The sequence below is a fragment of the Bacillus sp. GW823-FHT06A11 genome, from assembly GCF_058795355.1.
This window is the reverse complement of the sequence record NZ_JBXAHS010000005.1, coordinates 239,941-261,178: the sequence shown is the minus strand read 5'-3', so window position 1 is coordinate 261,178 and position 21,238 is coordinate 239,941. Positions and strand designations below refer to the sequence as shown.

Annotated in this window: 21 protein-coding genes and 2 pseudogenes; 2 read left to right on the top strand and 21 right to left on the bottom strand. The window is 31.9% G+C overall.

Translation table 11 applies throughout. From position 1 onward, the window contains the following. Position 1 precedes the first annotated feature (1 nt). The 11 genes and pseudogenes from AC1Q8L_RS23420 to AC1Q8L_RS23370 form a co-directional block, all read right to left on the bottom strand. Positions 2 to 88 (bottom strand): annotated as a pseudogene (locus AC1Q8L_RS23420) (replication protein); the annotation flags it as partial. Positions 89 to 164: 76 nt separating this feature from the next. Then, entirely contained in the window at positions 165 to 296 is a 132-nt protein-coding gene (locus tag AC1Q8L_RS23415) for a hypothetical protein (RefSeq protein ID WP_257147332.1), read from the bottom strand. After that, complete coding sequence (locus tag AC1Q8L_RS23410; protein ID WP_000472844.1) at positions 275 to 496, bottom strand: hypothetical protein; 222 nt, start codon at positions 494 to 496, stop codon at positions 275 to 277. Before AC1Q8L_RS23410 ends, AC1Q8L_RS23415 begins: the two co-directional genes overlap by 22 nt. Beyond that, positions 496 to 1,041: pseudogene (locus AC1Q8L_RS23405) on the bottom strand (Sak single strand annealing protein). The gene AC1Q8L_RS23410 and the pseudogene AC1Q8L_RS23405 overlap by 1 nt, the downstream one beginning before the upstream one ends. Positions 1,042 to 1,092: 51 nt before the next feature. Next, a complete protein-coding gene (locus AC1Q8L_RS23400; RefSeq protein WP_000524193.1) occupies positions 1,093 to 1,269 on the bottom strand; it encodes a hypothetical protein in 177 nt (58 codons plus the stop codon). A gap of 1 nt (position 1,270) precedes the next feature. After that, the gene (locus tag AC1Q8L_RS23395) at positions 1,271 to 1,471 is read right to left on the bottom strand and encodes a hypothetical protein (protein WP_000572102.1); all 201 of its coding nucleotides are present in this window, start codon (positions 1,469 to 1,471) and stop codon (positions 1,271 to 1,273) included. 974 nt (positions 1,472 to 2,445) lie between these two features. After that, on the bottom strand, positions 2,446 to 2,640 hold the full coding sequence (locus AC1Q8L_RS23390; RefSeq protein ID WP_000087400.1) for a hypothetical protein: 195 nt from the start codon (positions 2,638 to 2,640) through the stop codon (positions 2,446 to 2,448). 93 nt (positions 2,641 to 2,733) lie between these two features. Beyond that, entirely contained in the window at positions 2,734 to 3,075 is a 342-nt protein-coding gene (locus AC1Q8L_RS23385; protein ID WP_000961788.1) for a DUF4257 domain-containing protein, read from the bottom strand. 364 nt (positions 3,076 to 3,439) lie between these two features. Next, positions 3,440 to 3,808, bottom strand: coding sequence for a hypothetical protein (locus AC1Q8L_RS23380; protein ID WP_029948481.1), 369 nt, complete (start codon positions 3,806 to 3,808; stop codon positions 3,440 to 3,442). Between the two features lie 4 nt (positions 3,809 to 3,812). Further along, a complete protein-coding gene (locus AC1Q8L_RS23375; protein WP_000939331.1) occupies positions 3,813 to 4,022 on the bottom strand; it encodes a hypothetical protein in 210 nt (69 codons plus the stop codon). A 23-nt stretch (positions 4,023 to 4,045) separates the two neighbouring features. Beyond that, on the bottom strand, positions 4,046 to 4,567 hold the full coding sequence (locus AC1Q8L_RS23370; protein WP_098312225.1) for a peptide ABC transporter ATP-binding protein: 522 nt from the start codon (positions 4,565 to 4,567) through the stop codon (positions 4,046 to 4,048). A 287-nt stretch (positions 4,568 to 4,854) separates the two neighbouring features. Here AC1Q8L_RS23370 and lepB point away from each other — a divergent pair, with 287 nt between their 5' ends. After that, the gene (gene lepB / locus AC1Q8L_RS23365) at positions 4,855 to 5,391 is read left to right on the top strand and encodes a signal peptidase I (protein WP_000746562.1); all 537 of its coding nucleotides are present in this window, start codon (positions 4,855 to 4,857) and stop codon (positions 5,389 to 5,391) included. Between the two features lie 147 nt (positions 5,392 to 5,538). Here lepB and AC1Q8L_RS23360 read toward each other — a convergent pair whose 3' ends face one another. The 7 genes from AC1Q8L_RS23360 to AC1Q8L_RS23330 form a co-directional block, all read right to left on the bottom strand. Next, complete coding sequence (locus tag AC1Q8L_RS23360; RefSeq protein WP_098312224.1) at positions 5,539 to 7,413, bottom strand: adhesin; 1,875 nt, start codon at positions 7,411 to 7,413, stop codon at positions 5,539 to 5,541. Between the two features lie 20 nt (positions 7,414 to 7,433). Further along, positions 7,434 to 9,020, bottom strand: a complete 1,587-nt coding sequence (locus tag AC1Q8L_RS23355) for a hypothetical protein (RefSeq protein ID WP_492339502.1) — start codon at positions 9,018 to 9,020, stop codon at positions 7,434 to 7,436. A gap of 313 nt (positions 9,021 to 9,333) precedes the next feature. Next, positions 9,334 to 10,305 carry a sigma-70 family RNA polymerase sigma factor gene (locus tag AC1Q8L_RS23350; protein WP_001016824.1) on the bottom strand — a complete coding sequence of 324 codons (972 nt, stop codon included), beginning with the start codon at positions 10,303 to 10,305 and terminating at the stop codon, positions 9,334 to 9,336. Between the two features lie 22 nt (positions 10,306 to 10,327). Continuing rightward, complete coding sequence (locus tag AC1Q8L_RS23345; RefSeq protein ID WP_000533697.1) at positions 10,328 to 10,558, bottom strand: hypothetical protein; 231 nt, start codon at positions 10,556 to 10,558, stop codon at positions 10,328 to 10,330. A 567-nt stretch (positions 10,559 to 11,125) separates the two neighbouring features. Then, the gene (locus tag AC1Q8L_RS23340; RefSeq protein ID WP_000166233.1) at positions 11,126 to 12,238 is read right to left on the bottom strand and encodes an RNA-guided endonuclease TnpB family protein; all 1,113 of its coding nucleotides are present in this window, start codon (positions 12,236 to 12,238) and stop codon (positions 11,126 to 11,128) included. A gap of 11 nt (positions 12,239 to 12,249) precedes the next feature. Beyond that, positions 12,250 to 12,648, bottom strand: coding sequence for an IS200/IS605-like element ISBth16 family transposase (gene tnpA / locus AC1Q8L_RS23335; protein WP_000762752.1), 399 nt, complete (start codon positions 12,646 to 12,648; stop codon positions 12,250 to 12,252). Positions 12,649 to 12,817: 169 nt separating this feature from the next. Then, on the bottom strand, positions 12,818 to 14,131 hold the full coding sequence (locus AC1Q8L_RS23330; protein ID WP_000021185.1) for a DUF3854 domain-containing protein: 1,314 nt from the start codon (positions 14,129 to 14,131) through the stop codon (positions 12,818 to 12,820). Positions 14,132 to 17,047: 2,916 nt separating this feature from the next. Between AC1Q8L_RS23330 and AC1Q8L_RS23325 the strand changes: the two genes are divergently transcribed. Next, on the top strand, positions 17,048 to 17,797 hold the full coding sequence (locus tag AC1Q8L_RS23325; RefSeq protein WP_098312219.1) for a MerR family transcriptional regulator: 750 nt from the start codon (positions 17,048 to 17,050) through the stop codon (positions 17,795 to 17,797). Between the two features lie 25 nt (positions 17,798 to 17,822). Here AC1Q8L_RS23325 and AC1Q8L_RS23320 read toward each other — a convergent pair whose 3' ends face one another. From AC1Q8L_RS23320 to AC1Q8L_RS23310, 3 genes are all read right to left on the bottom strand, one after another. After that, positions 17,823 to 19,271, bottom strand: a complete 1,449-nt coding sequence (locus AC1Q8L_RS23320) for an FtsZ/tubulin family protein (protein WP_001097024.1) — start codon at positions 19,269 to 19,271, stop codon at positions 17,823 to 17,825. Next, on the bottom strand, positions 19,271 to 19,705 hold the full coding sequence (locus AC1Q8L_RS23315) for a hypothetical protein (protein WP_071714760.1): 435 nt from the start codon (positions 19,703 to 19,705) through the stop codon (positions 19,271 to 19,273). Before AC1Q8L_RS23315 ends, AC1Q8L_RS23320 begins: the two co-directional genes overlap by 1 nt. 577 nt (positions 19,706 to 20,282) lie before the next feature. Next, positions 20,283 to 20,969, bottom strand: coding sequence for a hypothetical protein (locus AC1Q8L_RS23310; protein WP_072941369.1), 687 nt, complete (start codon positions 20,967 to 20,969; stop codon positions 20,283 to 20,285). Positions 20,970 to 21,238 lie beyond the last annotated feature (269 nt).

The following is a 21,238-nucleotide window of genomic DNA, read 5'->3' as shown; positions in this document are numbered from 1 at the left end:
ACTATTTTATTTGATCTATTTTTAACTTGTTGTAATTCCTTTTTATAAGTAACCCTTGCTTCTCAAGTTTGTTTATTATCCTTCGTAATGTAGCAGAAGACCATAAAGGAAATTGCTTAAGTCATTCATCGTAACTGTTATAGCCTTCATTGAAATTCTTTAATTTATTTACCAATAATGAACTTGTTGTAAAATATCGCTTCATTTAATACAATCGTTTTATTAATCCCAATAAAACGATTAACGGTTGTTAATGTATAAGTAATTTGCTCATTTAGTTCACTTTCTTCATCCAACACTCATAACTCACATTGTCCTCCATGCCAGTAAACCGAACCTTTTCTCTCCCTCTGAACTTACCTTCATGATAAAAGGTTCTTTCTGCCCTATATATTCGTTTAATTGGCGTTACATAGTCATAACCTCGTTTTTCTAAATCACGAACTGCTATTAACATCTCCTTCATAGACCCACGCCTTACAGGTATCTTAAACATCACGCATTCGCCCTTTCGCATACCGCTATGTTGCCTTTAACCCACTTTGTTGATTTCTTAAGTACTTCTTCTGCTTGTTTTAATGTCAATTCGACAATTTCTTTAATACTTAATTGTCCTTTAATCCTGTCTTCATCTACTTTTCGACGAGTAGCTAATTTTTTATGTTTAATTTAATTGCACTAACTTGTTGAGCATTAATTATTTCCTCTTGGATTTCTAGTAAATCTTCACCCGCATAAATTTATAAACCTAATCCGTGAATTGCAATTGCTTTTACTAAGCACCGCTGGATACTCGTGTTAATGTCAAAGCTGTTACGCTCTGCAATTGGCTTGTTTTGATTGTTTAGTAGTGGGTGACTTTGACTTAGTGATTTTCTTGTACAGTTAATTCCCCCCCTACAAAGTAACCACAATCTGTTTTGAGGTAAGGCCCTCCATTAAATCGTTTTACTTCCCATATTGCTGTTGGATCTACTTTTTAACTGCCCATGATAAGTAGTTAAAACGCCCTTTCTTTTCAACATGTTCCGTGCAATCTATTTAAGCTAATTTAGAAAAGTAGTTTTCAGTTGTCATATGAATTTCCCCTTTTTAAAATGGTGCTATTTCCGTTTGTTTACTAGCTTCATAGACTTGCATAAGTGCTTGTAATCCATATTCGTAAGCTACAACCATTGATGCGGCGTTAGGCTCTTTGCTTTGCTTATATCGTTCAACCAAATTCATTAAAATTTGAATTTCAGCTTCAATTTTGGTTTGTAGTCCCACCTTATTCACCTGCCACTTTCTCTGTAGAATGAGACATTACATATTGCGTAATGCACTCTGTTTCTGCGTGTAAGTAATCACCACCAAAATCTAAGTAACTTTCACCGAAGTATATTTCTCCATTGCAACCTTCACATTCTTCAATAAAGTCTCTTGCTGATGAGTCATGATAATTACCGTAAGTAATTGGATTTTCAATCATATTTCATTCCTCCTTATTTACTGAGAGAAAACGTATGTTATAATACATGTAGCTAATTTTAGGGAATATTTTCTCTACAACGCTCGTTGCCATCGAGCGTTTTTTCATTTTTAATAGATAACTACCTAACAATCTGTTAAAATTTAGTTACCGATATGTGTAACAACTGGCCTGTGCTTCTGTACGGGCTTTTTTAATGCTTTCAGGCATCATAATACTCAGGAACCAGTCTATTAGGTAGGGCACCCTATTAGATTACCGAATATTACGAAAAGCAAGAGCTTGTCGTATTCACTCTATAAAAACGCTATTACAAACATAATCCCTTTTGGCTCCTATGGATTATCAACTTTTTTCATAATTTTTATCTTTGTTTTTTTATATTCATAATTTCGTAACATCTTTATATAATGTTTTAATAGATTTTATGTTAAACTTATAACATTCCAAGAAGTCCTTTACTTTTAGAATCGACAATTCTTCAATACCCTTAGTCTTGCCCTACATCCCCTGTAGGGCTTTTATCATTAGCTAGGGTGGTTATACCTCAACCTTATCTGTTCTGTTATGCACAACTCTAGTTCTTAAATTCCTTATGATCCACAAGATTTTCTTTTGTTCATATTCATCACGCTGCTGCTTATTCGTCATCTTGTTACCATCCCATTTTTTGTCCCAGACATCTATTCATTCGGTGTACCAGGTATTCCAATAAACATATTACTGACAATACTATTACCAGTGATAATGTGCTTTCCTCCATCATTTACATCGCTGCCCTATCGATTTCTGGAATAATTCCGCGTTTCGTTAGTATTTCATGAATAAATCTGTACTCATTGTAAACACTCCTCATAATTTTTTTAATAACAAAGCAAATCAACCATCTTCTCTGTTTTCTTAGAAATTTTTTTATAATAAAGAAAAGCTGATGGATAAAACCTCCATCAGCTTTTCTATTTCTTGCTATTCAATTAGAAGCTAACTGTCGCTGCTTCCTCTCCTGAATTAATCATTCGTTGTTCAATCTTTCCTAGCAGTTCCTTTATCTTACTTGAATAAAGTTTAACTGCTTTCGTAGATTGAGCATTCTTAAGCTCTTCTGTCCATTCTGCTAAATCTTCCTTTTCTTGATCATCTAGATAATCAAAAACTTCCTTTCGAGACATGGGGCTCACCTCAACTTAACTCTTTGTATTTGGCCGTTACATAACCAAATCTCCTCATCTCTCTATTTCTATTTATAACAGATTACTCCTCTTTTATTCCTTATTCTTTTTTTCGAGTTCGGTCAATTTCTTTGAAATAGACTGAAGCTCGTCAGTTTTTACTTGTTCCGTCGCCAAACGATTGTGCAGCAGGAAAGCTTGCCCTGAAATCCCAGCAAGAATACTCACCTTTAGAATATCCATCATTGTTTCAGGGTTAAACATTGCAACACCAACGAGTGAAGCAATACTTCCTACAAACATCTCTCCCAAGAAACCCGGGTGAAATGCAAGCTTTTTCTTACGAGGCAACAAAAACTTTTTGTTTGTGATGTAATGACTAGCCAATCCTGAGACCATACCAGCGACAACTGACACAATTACTGTAACCAACATAATATGCACCCCTTTTCGAAAAACTTTTGACATTGCAGCAGCAGTTTCTATTTAATAATTAGTTGCTATGACACAGCATCACCCCTTTCAGGCAAAAACAAATAACCTTCCAGGAAAATGAATTGTTTACACAATGAAATAAAGTAACATAAAGTTCCTTTTTGTGTAATTTCATTAACCCGAAAGGCTATAAGTAGTTAGTGATATAAAAAAGAAAAATAAAAAAATGCAACTAAATTATATCACAATGAAGTTCGTTTCATCTTTAAATTCAGAAAATTTATTCTGTTATTTAACTTTCTCAAGTTAACAAATCAAATTCTTTGATACCTTTACACTAATAATTCGAAAGCCTGATTATTATTTATTTTTTCAATCTGCCATCAATTATGCTATAGATTACAATACAATTTTGATGAATATAGAATTCCAGTATCTCAAATGCTACCTTTTTATCCTCTACATTTTCAAAGTTACATAAATTTATTATTCTAGTTCCTGTGATTTCGCCTAAATTAGTATGATTTTCAAACAATTCAGGTCTCATATAATCCTCAGCTGCGACTATTGATTCAAGTTGAAAGTTCTGATTCAATAATTCTTTAACTGAGAATGACTCTTTACGTATAAACTTTAGAACTTCCGCTAAATCAATAGGTACCATTATAACGGCCACTTTTTTATAATTTTCATAGCCGATATATCCACCCTTCATAGAAAATAAAAAAGACAAGGAATTAATCCTCGTCTTTTTCATAACCGCAGTCATTTTTTTCTTCATATTCTATTACCATAACCAAAAGCGATTGGCCTTGTTCACGTTCCATGAACCCGTTTGGTGTTATTTTTTTAACCATTTTCTCGTAATTTGCACAATACTTCAAAAAGCTATTCACTTCTTCATCAATTCTTAATGCATCAGCAATAACAGTTCTAATTTGCAACATAATAAATCCCTCCAAGTAATTTTTTATTTTAAATATGCAATCTCAGAAATTCGAAATCCGTCTATTTCTGGTACATATTTAAATTCCAGAATTAAGTTGTTTTGTTTTACCAAAAACAATCCTTTTTTTACTTTTGTAACAGTTCTTGGTTTTTTATAATTAAATAGACTTGGTTTACTTATATAAGTAACTTTGTAATTCTTATTTGTACTAAAGTAGTCTGATATAAATTCATCAGCTAATTCTACAGTAGTTACATGATTTCCTAAAAACATTTCTAGTTCTTTTTTGTTTTGATAAATGGTTAGGTGGCCATTCTTATCAATATCATCAAATATTAATTTGAATTGCCCTCCTAAGTCATTAATCACATTTTGTGATAATTCATCTTCAAACAAATAATCGTATTGAATTTTTTGTTTCAAATCTTCTACTTTGATTGGAGTTAAAGCATCTGTTTGAGGTTCATCCTTTATAAAGGTGTTATAAAAAACAAACATCATAGCTAAAACGCCTAACACTAAGAACAATCTCTTAATCTTCATAAATTCTTCATCCTTTCACAATGTGATGTTCTCCAAAAAACGCAAAAAAGCCCTTTTCGGAGTAATATTTAAAAAGAAAGTAAAAGTAAAAAACTTAAACTATCTTTGAAAATCGAAACCCCGAAAGGGCTATAGTGGTTATAGATATAAAAAGTTGAAATTTAAAAAAGGTATACTTAATTTTAACAAATTACACCTTTAAAAACAACAATATTCAGAATATTTAATCCGTTAAATTTATGTTATGATGAATATTATAAACCCTCAGAATGGAGTTTGATTTACAATTGAAAAAACGTCTAATTTCTGTTTTTCCAATATTAATATTTATAATTGGCGTTACCTTACTTTTACTAAGACAGTTCGTTTTTTTTCCATATAAGGTTTCTGGAGTCTCTATGGAAAATACCTTATTTAATAATGACAAGGTTTTAATTAATCATCTCACCCATTCAATAGACGATCTGCAAAGATTTGATATAGTTGTTGTTAATTCCCCCCTAGAAAACACTTCTAATAAAAAAACAATTATAAAAAGAGTAGTTGGTTTACCTGGAGATAGAATAGAATATAAATCACAGATGCTTTATATAAATGGACTTCAGGTAAAAGATGCATACTCAAAAGATAAAACAGCTGATTTTTCATTGAAAAATATTTATGGTTTCGAAAGGGTTCCAAATAATACAATTTTTGTATTAGGGGATAATCGTGAAGAAAGCTTAGACAGTAGATTTAAAGAAATAGGATTTATATCTTTGAATGATATTGAAGGTAAGGTAATTTTACGCTATAAACCATTAAATAAATTTATGAAATTTTAATACAATTAATTAAACATATAAAAAAGGTCCAACTGTAGGAAAGTCGGACCTTTTTAAAATATGATTTTGATTAGTTAAGTTCGACTGATAAAAAACTTATAGATGAACCTTCTAAAATCTTCGCTATTATAGATTTCTGCTAAAATCTTATTTAGCTACACCATTAAAATTTGATGCAAGTAATCCATTATCCTGCTCTTTAGAAGTTGTTCCTGCAGTTTTCTGTTCTGGTTTTTGTTCGGGTTTCTGCTCTGGCTTTTCTTTCTCAAGAACTATAACATTTACTGTTTCAGTTGAGCTATTTCCTACCTTATCGGTTGCCGTTACTTGAACTGATATTGTGCCTGGCTTACTTGTATCATACGCTCCTACTGTTATTACTGGATTTGGATCTTTATTATCTTTTACACTCACTAAACTTTCTGGACTTAATTTATCTCCCACATGTACGGTTACACCTTGTTTCGCTGTTATTACTGGTGCTTCCGTATCCTTCTCCTCTTCCTTTTCTACTACTTTTACTGTTACCGTTACAGTTGAGCTGTTACCCGTATTATCAGTTGCCGTTACTTGAACTGATATTGTACCCGGTTTACTTGTATCGTACACTCCCACTGTTACTACTGGGTTTGGATCTTTATTATCTTTTACACTCACTAAACTTTCTGGACTTAATTTATCTCCTACATGTACGGTTACACCTTGTTTCACTGTTATTACTGGTGCTTCTGTATCCTTTTCCTCTTCTTTTTCTACTACTTTAACGATTAGTGTTGTACTCGAGCTATTTCCTGATGCATCTGTTGCCGTTACTGTTACTTGAATTTCTCCTGCCTTACTTGTATCGTACGCTCCTACTATTACTACTGGGTTTAGATCTTTATTATCTCTTACGTCTACTAAATCGCCTGCATTTAAGCTATCTCCTACATAAACAGTTACACCTTGTTTCGCTGTAATTACTGGTGCTTCTGTATCCTTTTCTTCTTCTTTTTCGACTACGTTGACAGTTACTGTTGTACTTGAGCTATTTCCTGATGCATCTGTTGCCGTTACTGTTACTTGAATTTCCCCTACCTTACCTGTATCGTACGCTCCCACTATTACCACTGGGTTTGGATCTTTATTATCTTTTACTTTTACTAAATCGCCTGCACTTAAACTATCTCCTACATGTATAGTTACACCTTGCTTTGCTGTAATTACTGGTGCCACTGTATCTTTTTCAGGTTTCTCCGGTTTTGTTGTACCACCATCATTACCATCTCCGCCTGTTGGTGGTTTTGTACCGCCTCCACCATCATTACCATCTCCACCTGTTGGTGGTTTTGTATTTCCTCCACCATTATTACCTTCACCACCTGTTGGTGGTTTTATATCTCCCCCTCCACTATTACTTTCACCACCTGTTAGTGGTTTTGCATCTCCTACGTTACTAGAATCTCCAGAAGCTGGCGGTTTTTTATCATGATTAACTGGAGGCATTGAATTATCTGCAATAGCAACCCCATCATTGATATTTAAATCGCCACCAAATACAAAGTTCTTACTATCCTTATTATCCGAAACAGAAGGATTGTTTGTTGCTGATGCTATTGAAGTATTTAAATCTGAAAAACGATTATTTGATTTATCACCGTCAATAACTGATGCTAGATTTCTATCTGAATTTATAGCCGCGGTAGCAATTGAATCAGTTAAATCATCAAATTTCTTTTTAGTTTTGTTATTTTCAATGATTCCGGCTAAATTTTGATCAGAGCTACGTTTTGCATTATCAATGATTTCATCAAAATCGTTAGTATTTAAATTTTCATTCGTTTCATTCTTACTTTCATCTTTTTTCTCATCTTTCTTCTTTTCTTTTTCAGTATCTTTTTTCTTTTTAGATACTGATGCTGTTTTGGTGCTCTTTTTTTCCGAAGAAAACAGCGAGCAGCCTGAAACTACCCCAACACTTAAGGTAGTAGCAGTAGTTGCAAGTAAAACTTTCTTGAAGATTTTTGAATAATCTAAAGGCACAATCAATTCCTCCCCATTACTTAACCTGCACTTATAGTTGCAACAGATGTAGCAGAACTATTAGGTGTAGAATTACTAATTTTTTCGAGTAAATCTTTATTTCCAACCTTTTGAGCAAACTTTTTAGCTTCCTCAGATTTATTTAATTTCAAATAACTATTAACAATAATTCCTTCTCTTCTACCATCTAGTGGCACTTGATCTATTAATTTGATAACTTCTTCATGTTTGTTATCTAACGCAGCAATTTCAAAATTAATTAGTGAATTTTTAGTTTTAAGTTCTTTTACCTTTTTCAAGTTATCAACAGCTATATAATATGAAACTACTGATTCTGCAAAATCTTGCTCTAAGTCAATAGCCTTTTGTGCTTTACCGCTTAAAAGATAAGTAAATAAAACTGCCTTTTTATCTTCTTTTCCTAATTTTTTATAATCCACTTTATCAAATTCCAAGGCAGCATCTTGATATTTTTGAACTGCAGATAGCCTTAATCCATTTATTAAATTCGCATTAACTTCTAAACTATTTACATTATTTGCAGATGCAGCCTGTGAATTCTTCAAATTACTAAAGGCAAAACCTGCTACTACTAATAAAACAATTGATGTGACTCCTATAATAGCGTACTTATATTTTTTCATATTATTTAAGATTCCTTTTTTATCGATTACAACTTTCTCTTTTTGTTCAAATTTAGTTTCATTTGGTAGATCTCTTTCCTTATTTAAATTAATCTCATCACTTTCTGGTTCACTTTTAGCTACAACTATTTTTTGTCTCTGTTGTGCTTCTTTTATTTTCTTTTCTTCCTCTAATCTTCTTTTTCTTACTTCTTCAAGTTTTCTCTCTTCTTCCTTCCGTCGAGCTTCTACCTCTTTTCTTGCTTCTTCTTCGGCCCTTCTATGCGCTTCTGCTTCTGCTCGTTTTCTTGCTTCTTCCTCTGCTTTTCTACGCGCTTCCGCTTCTGCCTGGTTTCTTGCTTCTTCTTCGGCTCTTCTACGCGCTTCTGCTTCTGCTCGTTTTCTTGCTTCTTCCTCTGCTTTTCTACGCGCTTCCGCTTCTGCCTGGTTTCTCGCTTCTTCCTCTGCTTTTCTACGCGCTTCCGCTTCTGCCTGGTTTCTTGCTTCTTCCTCTGCTTTTCTACGCGCTTCCGCTTCTGCCTGGTTTCTTGCTTCTTCTGCCCTTCTACGCGCTTCCGCTTCTTCACGTTTCCTTGCTTCTGCTTCTGCCTTTCTACGTGCTTCCGCTTCTGCTCGTTTTCTTGCTTCTTCTTCTGCCTTTCTACGTGCTTCTACTTCTTCACGTTCCCTTGCTTCTTCTATTTTTAAATCATTTTCAGAAGTGCCTGCCTGTTTTTGAATTGTAGTGATCCAATCAAGAGCTGGGTTACTATTTGAAGATTCATTTTTAGGTGAATTTACATTTACACTTTCTTCACGTTGGTTCCGCGGTTGTTCTGAATGCTCTTGTGGTATTTGCTCACTTATTGTATCTTTATAGACATCCTCATATTGTTCTTCTTCCTCTGCTAGTAATCGCTCACGTCGTTCTTTTTCTTGTCTAATCCTTTCTTTAATTACGTTTCTTTTTCTATTATTATGCATATAACAACAATGGCCTCCTTTCTATTGGTACCTCATAAATGAGAGTAATTAAATTATTTATCCTTCATAATTAATCATGAGATATTTCTATAGAAAAACTAAGGAAAAATAAAGATAATATTATTTTTTTAAGCATGATAAATAAAAAAGGATAAACAGGTAGCACCCATTTATCCTTCTTTTTATTTTACATCTATTGAGTTTTTAGTACATGTTATCCCCTTAACACACCCCTTTTCTAAAATTTTCAGACAGAAAAAGGATACAACACGCTCGTTATACTGTATATTCTGATGAATACAAAAATATATTTTCACACCATATTAAGTTCATCCATTACTTTCAACTTTTCATGTAATAGATTAAAAATTTCTTCTTTATAGTCACATTTCTTCAATTTTTTAATTGCTTCATCCTTTATTTGTGACACTCTTTCAGTTGTTATCATAAGTGCTTTTGCAATTTCTTTATGCAAATATACTTTACCATCTAGAAGACCAAAACATAGATTTAGTACCATCTTTTGCTTTGGGTTTAATACTTCATCAAATATTAACCATATCTCGTAATTTAAGTCTTCAATTACCATCTCATTTGTTGACGGAATTGCTGAACTATCATCATAGAATGGATTTAATATACCTATATCTTCATTTATTGTATCTACATCCAAAGTAATAGTAGTAGCTCGCTTATAATATACGTTGTGCTTAATGACTGTTTCGCTAGTTACATTTAACTCTTTTGCTACTTCTTCCACTGAAGGGGTTCTGTTGTACATTTGTAGATATTTATCTTCTAACTCGACATATCTTAAATTAAATTGATTCACATAATTAGGGATTTTAAAAGATCCGGACTTTTTTTTACATATAATTCCTAACATACTTTTTTGTATCCACCAAAAAGCGTACGTGGAAAAGCAATACCCTAATGCCGGATTAAAATCTTCCATTGCCCGTAACATTCCCTCATTACCTTCTTGGACCAGATCATCAAACTCTATATCAGGGTGCTTGTTTTTGTACTTTCTTGCAATAGATAATACTAGTCCTACATTCACATGAAACAAATAATCACGTAGATCCTTTTCACCATGTTTGTACCGCTGAAATAATTTTAAACTTTCTTGTTTTGATAGTACCTTATAATTCCCAATTTCCTTAATTTCAAAAGTGTTTTCTTCTAGATTTGCCATTGGCTTAATACTTCTTGCAGTAGAACTTTGTGTTATAGTTTTATCTAATGATTCATCGCGATTCAAGCTACTATATGAATGATTCATACTTATTCCTCCCTTCTCATTTTTAACGAATTGTTTCTAAAAACATCTTTGTCTCCTTTTGTACGTTACTAATCAACTTACAATTCCTTGCACATGTATTGGCAACTTCTTTATGTGCTTTCGTTTTTCTCAATTCTATATAAATATCGCATCCTTTGCAGATGCTACTAATACCTTCCATTATTTCTAATTGTCTTCTTCTCTCATATAAAAACTGCTCTTTTGTTTTCTTCTCGCTTACTCGTCTCCCCATTTGTTTCACCTCGTATACATGAATAGTATTATTTAGTAATTAAAAACTACTATCGGTATTACATAGATACGAAACTTCGCCTTCAAAACTCTTCCAAATTTCTCCTGTATGTATATGATATAGGATTATAACAAAATGTAAAATAAATTATTCTAAAATTTCCAAAAAATTACCGATATATTAAAATATCCATCATTTCCTTATGATTAAACTAATTATATTTATATAAATCTTGATAATCATCAAAGTTTATATATACAATTTAAACCCTTATGACTATCAAGAACACGTATAAAACAATGGATGTATTGTATTCTTCTATACAATACATCCTTCGATTTTATAAAAACCACTCATTCTAGTTATGGTATAGAAAAGTACTTAATCATTTCTAGCCCTTATTAATATATCTCTTAATTTATTTCAAGTGAACTACCCGCCACTTAACGTCCTAACGGACTGTTTGAAGTCGGGGCTTCTCGGTTAGTCGTTACTTTTGGTAGCTAACGAATTCGTCCTAAGACAGCCGAGCTAACTCCCTTGTTCCAAGGGTTATTTTATTGCTATCTATGCTAACGCTAATAGGCGTATTGCTTCATTTTTGATATTGATAGCTGCGTTATAATCTCTATCGAGATTTACACCGCATATACAAGAGTAGACTCGCTCAGACAATGACATACTTTTCACATTTCCACAACTGCTACATGTTTTTGTGGAAGGAAACCATTTGTCTATTTTCACAAGCTGTTTGCCTTGTTCATTTAGTTTATAAGCTAAGAAAGAAGTGAACATACCCCAAGCATTATCAGCAACGCTTTTTCCAAAATGAAGTGCTTGCGATATTCCCTTCATATTTAGACCTTCAATAGCGACAACATCAAAATGAGTAGCTAACTCTTTAGACTTATGATGAAGGAAGTTCTTACGTTGGTTTGCTACTTTTTCATGCAGCTTAGCTACACAGATACGTTGTTTATTCCAACGCCCTGAACCTTTTGTACGTCTTGATAATACTCGTTGAGCATTTGCTAATCGGTCTAACATTTCACGATAGAACTTAGGATAATTGGCTCTCTCATCCTCAGAACTGACGTATAATCCATCCATCGCAAAGTCTAATCCAACAACTGTTTCTACTTCTTTTTGTACGATCTCTTTTTCGTATTCAGTCAAAATGGACACATAGTATTTACCAGTAGGTGTCATAGAAATCGTACATGATTTGATTATATGGCCTTGTGGTATTTCTCTATGCTGTTTGATACGTACCATTTTCAGTTTTGGCAATTTGATATGACCGTTAAGCAACATAATATTTCCGTTCACTACATTCGTTGTATAAGACTTTCTGTCTTTTTTGCTTTTGAATGTTGGGAAGTCATTTTGACCACGAAAGAAATTTTTATAGGCAGTTTGCAAGTTTAGTTGAGCATTTGCCAAAGCTAATGAATCAATTTCTTTTAACCACTCAAATTTTGCTTTGTATTTCGCAGGAGTGGGAAGCTTTTGTTTCTTTAGTTGATCCTTATCATCTTTATGTTTTTCATACGCTTCTTTCCGTTCAGCTAACATTCTGTTATACACGAAACGTACACAACCGAAGGTTTTACGCATAAGATGTGCTTGGTCTTCTGTTGGATACAAACGGAATTTATATGCTTTATTCTGCTTTGTCATATCATTTCACCTCACTTTTCACTTTGATTTTCAATATATGTTTTTACTACGTCTATTGGCGAACCACCAGTAGTTAGCAAGCAAAAGCTTCTTGACCAAAACATCTCTTTCCAAAGTTTCTTTTTCACTTGTGGAAAGTCTCTTTTAATAAGTCGAGAACTTGCACTTTTATAAGCATTAATGAATTTTGTCATTTCTGTATTAGGGTGTGCCTTGAACAAAATATGAACATGGTCTACATCATGATTCCATTCAACTAATGTGATGTTATAGTTTTCAGATAGTCGAACAAACATATCTTTTGCATAGTCTGACATATCATCATCAAACACATTTCTTCTGTATTTCACGACCAACACAAGGTGATAATACAACAAGAATACTGAATGGTTATTACTATCTAATTTCATTTATATACCAGCCTTTATAATTTATAAGACTGCTTATATCAGAGGCAAAATAAAAAGGAAAACCTTTGGGCTACGCCAAACCGAAATTCATCTCCCACCTACCGTTGGGCTACGCCCTTCACACGCTTGAGGAAGGAGAATTCTTTCGGGAAATTCGTTAAAATAGCGTTTATCTCACTTTCTCTATTGCTGGAATATAATCGTTTAACAGTAAATCATCTAGCCCCTTTCCAAGATTAATATCCCAACTTGCATAATTAATACTTATCCCTTCTTGATAAAGCGCTTGCGCACATTCTAATAACGACCGTTGAACATCTGAATTTGTAATCATATCCATATCTAAAGCGAACGTCGCCTGTTTAACTCCCATTTTTTTTAATGGTTCAATTAATATTCTCCATACTTTAACCCCTGGTATTGATACAACTGTGGTACCATACATTACTTTTTCCTCATTTGTTAGAAGCTCCTCTAAGTTTTCAGCAGAAATATCAGATTTTAGACTCCCTTCTGAAATCCATACATTATCCTTTTTTATTAGTTCTCCACGTTCCAAACTTTTCAACTCTCGACTAGGTACTGCTACATGTATTGGCAATGGGTTCCCAGCTGCTGTTCCATGGAATTTCCCACCTGAGCTGATCCAAATATATTTACTTTCTAACTTTAATTGTACTTCACCTAATTTTTCACCTTCATAATTAATCTCATACCATTCTGTAACATCGATTTTACCTTTAAATATAGACTCTATCTTCCCATTGATTTTATAGGTCACCTCTATAGTATTGGGCTGCTCAATAACTTCTGCCTTAAAGCTTGGTTTATGATTTTTTACAACTGTCATATATTCAGGATTATCAATTCTACATTGAAAACCGCATATCTGATTATATATATTTCTCTGCGGTATTAATAAAGAATCTCTCCTTCCTGCAAACGTAAAATATCTTCCATCCTTTGTTTCTTTTGCATAAAATCCTGGAATTCCAACAATATAGCTTGTTTTCCCCCCTACTTTTTTTATTAGCTCTTTCGTAGTATCCCAAGGTTTAATAGGAAAACTTTTGTAATTCCTAACATTTATTACTTCTCTTGTAATCCTACGTTTTGATCCCATTAACATTTTAATATGTTCATCTCGCACGTCTAAAAATTCTAGGAATAAAGTGTAAATAATATCAAGGTTGTAATCATTTTTCTTCTTATGTTCCTTAATCATCTGATTTTGAGAAAAGTCATATCCCCTTTTTTGATCTTCAGCTATTATATGTAAATAGCCTGCTTCCCCGAATACTGTTTCAGATGAAATTCGTCCACATATTATTTTAGTTTCAGAATCATTAACCATGCACCATCCTTGCTTACCACATATAGGGCACGTTGTTCTATAATATTCAAACCATCTCTCATTACTCCCCTTATTCATGCTTCTTACTGGCCTTAATATTCTACTTGCTGCTAACTTTTCAATTGACATCACATATCTCCTTTCCTCTTGAGCAAATAAAAAAGCCCTTTGGAATACGGAGGTTAAATACCACACAAACGTGTAATTTAATCCGTAACCCGAAGGGCTTCATGTAATCACTAGAAATTTTAAAAATTAACAAGTTATAATAAGAATATACTAAAAATTCTTTATTTAATCTAGAGGTTAATTATAATATTATTAAACTCCACACTATAATTATACATAGGCATCTCACTGCTTAACCCCCTTTGGACCTTTTGAAGCGAGAACTTCTTCGGAATTAGATACTATTTTAGCAATCTATATTTACTAAACTATAAGGGACCTCCTTATTAACCGTTCACTAATGGTTTTCTGCATACTTTTTTGGGTACAGTATAATCTCTACTAACCAATTAATTGCGCTATTAAGCACAATCTTGTTAACCATAATCAGTTTCTTGTAAATAATCATCATAACATTATATTTTGTTTGAAATTAATTAATTCTACCCAAAACCACTTTAGAATAAGGACTATAAAACAGTCATATAATTATCAATCTCATGTTGATACCAACAGAAAATCAATACATCTCACCTATATTTGACATTGATATATCAACTAAGATTAACATATCAAATGAAGCGCACCAACTTTATCACTAGTATTCACCGGTTAACATCAACATAACATTAACAAGCGATTACTTATCAAAAACGTTTGCACCTATCTAAACTTCAAGATCTATATTAGTTGAACATTAGTCCATTGCAACAGATTGCGCGGAAATAAGTTAATTAATAAACTACCTATAAAAATGTTTCAATGCTAGTAAGACATAAAAAAGAAACACCCTGAAACTATCAATCTCATGTTAATACCGAAGGAAAGATAACTGGTTTTTAACCTTTTCATTTGTTATTAACATATCAACTGAAATTAACATGTTAACTGACTGTTTTCTTTTGTTATCGATATCGTTTCGAATAAGATTGACATAACATTAACAATAAGGTGTCAAAAAAGAAGAATCATTTATAGCTTTCAAGATTTCAAAATCTATATCGGTTGAAATTTTTCTGCTGCGGCAGTTTTCTCGAAGTGAATCTAGTGACGATCTATCCTAGAAAATGACTCGACACCATCAAAACATAGTTAAAAATTTAATCGGGATAATAAATAATGACAGCATTTTACCCTTTATTTATCATTAACATATAGTCTAAAAACAACACATAGAAAGGAATGCTATCTATATTGTCAATGTCATATTAATGTTAAATGAAAATTATTGATATGACATTGACAATTAAGTAGTTCAAATACGCATTAATACAGATCTTGGGTCTTGGCGATCTGTATTAATTATAAATTTATTTACTACAACAGGTTTCTAATGAAAAATCAAAAATACTCTAATAGAACTATAATTGCACATAGAAACTAACAAGAACTCCATACAATTGATAGTTTCTTATTAGTGACACCGAAAAATTAACAGTTTTTCCTTTGTCTATCATTGACATATAACCTGAAATTAACATGTTAAGCGATTGTTTTCTTTTGTTATCGATATTATTCTGATTGATATTGATATAACATTAACAATAAGGTGTCAAAAAGGAGAAGTGTTTATAACTTTCAAGATTTCAAAAACTATATTGGTGATTTTTTTCTTCTGTGGCGGTTTGCTCGAAGCGAATCTAGTGATGATCTATCCTAGAAGTTGTTTTCACACTATCAAAAAATAGTTAAAATTTAATTACAATAACAAATGACGACGGTAATTCAATGCTTTTCAGCCTTTGTTTATCATTGATATATGGTCTAAAGGCGATACGTAGTTAGAAATACTGTCTATATTGTTAATGTTATATCAACAATTTTCGTTAAACATTGATATAACATTAACAATTATGTAGTTGTAATACGCATAGATGCAGATCTTGGATCTTCGAAATTTGCATTAGTTAAAAATTTATCTACCACAACAGGTTTCTATTGAAAAATTAAAAAAGAAAACATCCTAAAAGAAGAAATCATCTGTAATTGATATGTAACCTGAGATTAACATGTTAATAGAGCTAGTTATCTATTAATGGTAGTGTCATATCGACTATCACTCATACGTATTGACATGACATTAACAATCATTGATTCTAAAGTTGAAAATATACATACAAATAGAGTTTTAGATTCTACATCTATTAAAAGGCTTTTTTCTATAGCAAAATTCACTGGATAAATCGGAGAAGATATCATTCTCGAAAGTATTTTGATAGTAACCAAAAACAATAAATCACTTTTTATTAATTCCGATTTAAAAGTGGCAATTGTATGAATCAATTTTGATTATATAGAGATCACTTGTAAGGGGTGATACCCCCCTAGAAAAAGTGAGTTTATATTAAACCGCATAAAAGTACTTCAACAACCTATAATAGCCTTCACGTGCATTCTAAAGACCTACTGAAACCAATTAACTATACCGTTCATGGTTTTCTAATATCGAGTATCATAAATTACAATAAATATAGGCCTTTATTTACTATTAGTATGGGCTTTTCGCTTTAGATTTATACATACTTTTTAGTTTTTAAGTCTTTAAGTTTAATGCTATATCCTTATAATTTATTTACAAATCACTAATATTTTCTTATCATTAATATATTGTAGACTAATTTGTTAATTTCATAGCAACAATAATCATTAATAACTAACGGATTATTAACTGGACATTAGCAATAGTTAATCCCAAACCCTTATTTATCAACTTTATGTTAACAAGTGGTACTTTATATATCAATGACACATTTCATGTGAATGTCAATCGATAAAGGTATTGAGGTTTATATCGTCGAAAGACACTTAACATGTCCATCTCACTTTATATGTTAATTCCATTTTGCTATGGCCATTATATTTCAAGGAGGTACAACGATGATTGAACAAGATAACAAAAATACAACTGAACATATGGAGTCAAATAATACAAACTCTAGTCATGAAGATGCTTTTGAAAAAGCTTGGCGAATAACAGAGTTTTCAAAACTAGTAGGCCGACATCATAACACTGTATACAATTGGTTCAATATCCTAGAGGAAAAGGGGTTACACGGAACATTAAGAACCAATAATACAAATGAAAAGCTATATAACACACTGGATTTAGACATAGCTTTATTTATCAAGCTAAAAAGGGATGAAAAGTGGTCGCTAGATGCAATTATTGAGCTTTTACCACATCAATTTGAACTAAGACCAGTTTCTCCAGAAAATCAAACCAGTGAAGTCTCAACCCAATTAAACATGCAGGAAGCTGCAGCGACTATTGAAAAAATAGTAGAGCAAAAGATTCAAATGCATTTACAAAACATTGAATTAGAGTATCAAGGTAAGTTTGAAGATGCTATACGTGCAGTGCTCCCTGAACCAGAAGACCCTGGAATGTTAAAAGAGCGCCAAAGACAAGAAAGACTAGATAATATGATAATTCAACATAGAGCGCGTACAGAATTAAGAAAACAAGCTGAAAGAGAGTGGAGTTCACAACCAGAAGAAACTCGTATTAAAAAAGTTGGTTGGTTTAAAAAAGAGGAAGATCTTGCGAGAAAACAACTTTTCATAGAAAACTATATTGATGAGAACATGATTGAATACATGAAAAATGTAATGAAAACAGAAAAATAAGCCTGGAAAACTCCAGGCTTATTTTTTATTTTGTTCCGAACATCTTATCGGGATCCATAAATGCAGCTAATTCTTCATCATTTTGCGTTTGTGGTTCTTCATCTTTAACTGGTTCTAATTCAAAGTAATCACCAAAGTTAATATTGAAGTCATCGTCCGAGTCCTGCGCTTCAATAGTATTAATTTGTGACTTTGTATATTGAATTTGACTCTGTTTTTCCTTAAATTCGTTATATTCTTCAACTAATCCTTTAGATAAACGTGATGGTAGTGCATCTGTCTTATAGAAAGTATACACGCTGCCCATAAAGTCATTTTTACTCACTAAATAACCATTAAAAACAGTTCCATTGATTGGTAGTTTATTTGTCACTTCTACTTTTGCATCATCCATAAATGAATCATCAATGTTCTTCTGTTCATCTAAAATTGCTAACATACCAAAATGATGTACCTTCGATGCCTCTAAATCTCCATTTTCATTTGTCTTCATCAGGTCAATAGGGTGATGGAATGAGCTTCCTTTCAATGATTCTGAGAACATATCTACAATTTCTTCACTGTTTTCAATTTGATTCATATTACGTGAAATCTTATTAATTACTAAACAGCCTGTTCTTTCTAGTAAAATTCGTTTAAAGTCCTGAGAATCTAGAATTACTGATGTTCCTGAACCATTTGCAGCTGTATTTAACTCATGAATAATATCTCCAATGCGTTGATTTGCATAGTCGCGTGAGTTTCCAATGCCTTTTTTCTCATTTTCGTTTAATCCCTTAAACTCATCATAGAAGTGTTGGTTATCTGCAAATACAACAAATGCAACGCCTTTCGCTGGATCATTAGCTAACTTCCAAATTTCTTGTGAAAATTTATTCACCTGTCTTAGTACATCAGGCCCATCCGCCCTAACTGGAAGTGTAACTACAATACCCATTTTAATGAAATCTTTACGCTCAATAGCATTATTGAAAGCAATTCTTGCATACTTTTGTTGATTTTTTATTAATTCTTCTCTAGGAATTTTCATTGCCATACTTTTAAGTTCTTCAGCAATTACAGGTTTATTATGAAAAGCGGAGAATTCTTCAATTGCTTGAATAATTGTAGATGTGCCTGTACCACCGCCTAAACCTGCAAAAAATAGTACTAATTCATCAGTTGGTCTAACACGTTCCGTTATAAATTCTTTTAATTTATCTTTAGCTTCTTCATTAGATTCTAAAACCTTTACAGCACGCTCAGGATTCTTACCCAAACCACCTAATTTTAGTGAAACTTGGTTACTTTTCGGCACATTTTTCAGTTCAGCTAAATCCCCATCATTACTATTCAAGGCTAGGCAATTATAAACTGCTGTACCGTCTGTATGCTTATACTCAGCAAACTTATCTACCATTCTAGTTCCAGCTTGACCAAAACCAACCATAGTCATTTTCACAGCTACTTCGTTTTTCAGAAAGTTTTTTGCCATTATTTTATCTCTCCCTTATTCTCATTACTATTTTTACGTTTCCCTAATTCAACTAATACTTGTTGTCCCCTAATAGTTGAAATTAAAAACTTATACGGATGCATAATTTTTTCTGTTATTAATGACATTGAAGCTAAAGTAGCAACACTACCTTCTGCCGATCTTCTTGAAATGTTAGTTCTTTCAAGTTCTAATGAATAGGATTTACCCTTAGGTTTCTTTACTCTCCTATCAATAACAACACTTTCTACTATTTCATTTATTGAGATTCCTCTCATATACTTTGTCTCTTGGTATTGTTTGTTTACTTGAGATCCTATGTAATGAAATACATTGTAGAGTATTTCGTCTCCTTCAATAATGTCTGCAAACATTTCCACAACTTCTTCAGTGAATTTGTTTTGTTTATATTTTTCACTTAATACCTCGTTCAAGTTGTCCCCCCCTTAAAACGTTGGTTAATTATTCCTAAAAATATATTACATCATTGTAAGACGTATATCAAGTCATTATATATAAGCCTTATATTAAGTTGTTATATATAAGACTTATATAATATTTACAAAATGTAAAATTGAAACAATGTCCTATATATCAACGTCAAATATATAAGACGTATATGAAAGTCGTTCATATAAGCAGTAAATAAAACATGTTAATATCAGGTTTCATATAACTAACAATAACCATTAAATAATAAATATGAGTGCAGTATTTATGTATATTTTAATCTAGAATTATAATTCCAATATATAATACTCCTAAAATAACGTACTATTATCATGGTCATTTGATTTATACACCTTATATATACGAACTACATATAAGACGTATGTATAAACACTTATTATTAAAGCTTTTATATGATTTTATATTAATTTCATATCAATAGAATATTACCACGGATTATTACACGACTCATTTAAAGGTCTTATATGAAAGACTTATAAATAAAACGTGTATATAACCCTATAAAAAAAGAGTAATACTTTTTAAGTATTACTCTTTTAACTATATAGTTTTATATAAAACACTTAGTTTATTGAAAAGAACTTCATAATCTTGCTTCTTATTTACCAACTCATTTCTCCCTTTGTTGTCAACAGAAAGGAAAGGGGATGTTAATGTCATATTATATTTAGTTATTTCTTTTATTAATTCTGTAGTAATTTCAGAGATTTGCAGGAATAATACATAAAATTGTGATTCATTTTCATTCAATTGGCTAGTTTTATAGTTAAGTTCTACAAACTTGTCAGTATAACTTGTCAATTTCATATCAATATAATCTCTATAACTAACATGTGAAGTCATAATGCTGTTAAACTCAGCTAAATTAAATAATTTCTTTGTTAGACATAGGTTTACTAAATAAATCCTGTATAAAGCTTTAAATGAAATAACATATTTAGCTCTTTTTTTTATTAATTGGATGTATTCACCGTATTTGTTAATTAAATATCTTAACTGATTTGATTTTATCCTCAAAATTCTACTAACCTGTGAGGTATTATACGTTTTATAAGGATCTAGTGCTGCAAACTGTAATGGAATTATCTCATACTCATTATTTAATGTGTTGATTACTTTAGTATAAAGAAAGTCTGTTTCAAATTCACTTTGTATTATCCTTGTTATTAACCCATATTCTGTCTTCCAATTCCGCATTTTTTCACCCCTTAAATCAGATTGTAACATGCAAAATATGAAATATACACAATTTTCATTTACTTTATTATTTTCATTTACTTTATTATGTTTATTTACTTATTTCTTTTATGATGTAATTTTTCCTTCTGACAAACGGATACCTCTACAGAATTAAATACAATTCTGTTTAATACTTAATTTTATCCATGCAAAAGTATATTCACTGTACATTTTAACTATTTTTGATACTCTACACCTACATGACGAAGTACATATGACGAATCCTTTTTTTATCATTAGAGTTCGTCATATGTTCT

Excerpts from the sequence above, each read along its gene's own strand:
- AC1Q8L_RS23410 (WP_000472844.1), bottom strand. The coding sequence starts at position 496 with ATGTTTAAGATACCTGTAAGGCGTGGGTCTATGAAGGAGATGTTAATA.
- AC1Q8L_RS23395 (WP_000572102.1), bottom strand. The coding sequence starts at position 1,471 with ATGATTGAAAATCCAATTACTTACGGTAATTATCATGACTCATCAGCA.
- AC1Q8L_RS23390 (WP_000087400.1), bottom strand. The coding sequence starts at position 2,640 with ATGTCTCGAAAGGAAGTTTTTGATTATCTAGATGATCAAGAAAAGGAA.
- AC1Q8L_RS23385 (WP_000961788.1), bottom strand. The coding sequence starts at position 3,075 with ATGTTGGTTACAGTAATTGTGTCAGTTGTCGCTGGTATGGTCTCAGGA.
- AC1Q8L_RS23375 (WP_000939331.1), bottom strand. The coding sequence starts at position 4,022 with ATGTTGCAAATTAGAACTGTTATTGCTGATGCATTAAGAATTGATGAA.
- AC1Q8L_RS23370 (WP_098312225.1), bottom strand. The coding sequence starts at position 4,567 with ATGAAGATTAAGAGATTGTTCTTAGTGTTAGGCGTTTTAGCTATGATG.
- AC1Q8L_RS23355 (WP_492339502.1), bottom strand. The coding sequence starts at position 9,020 with ATGCATAATAATAGAAAAAGAAACGTAATTAAAGAAAGGATTAGACAA.
- AC1Q8L_RS23350 (WP_001016824.1), bottom strand. The coding sequence starts at position 10,305 with ATGAATCATTCATATAGTAGCTTGAATCGCGATGAATCATTAGATAAA.
- AC1Q8L_RS23345 (WP_000533697.1), bottom strand. The coding sequence starts at position 10,558 with ATGGGGAGACGAGTAAGCGAGAAGAAAACAAAAGAGCAGTTTTTATAT.
- AC1Q8L_RS23340 (WP_000166233.1), bottom strand. The coding sequence starts at position 12,238 with ATGACAAAGCAGAATAAAGCATATAAATTCCGTTTGTATCCAACAGAA.
- tnpA (WP_000762752.1), bottom strand. The coding sequence starts at position 12,648 with ATGAAATTAGATAGTAATAACCATTCAGTATTCTTGTTGTATTATCAC.
- AC1Q8L_RS23330 (WP_000021185.1), bottom strand. The coding sequence starts at position 14,131 with ATGTCAATTGAAAAGTTAGCAGCAAGTAGAATATTAAGGCCAGTAAGA.
- AC1Q8L_RS23325 (WP_098312219.1), top strand. The coding sequence starts at position 17,048 with ATGATTGAACAAGATAACAAAAATACAACTGAACATATGGAGTCAAAT.
- AC1Q8L_RS23320 (WP_001097024.1), bottom strand. The coding sequence starts at position 19,271 with ATGGCAAAAAACTTTCTGAAAAACGAAGTAGCTGTGAAAATGACTATG.
- AC1Q8L_RS23310 (WP_072941369.1), bottom strand. The coding sequence starts at position 20,969 with ATGTTACAATCTGATTTAAGGGGTGAAAAAATGCGGAATTGGAAGACA.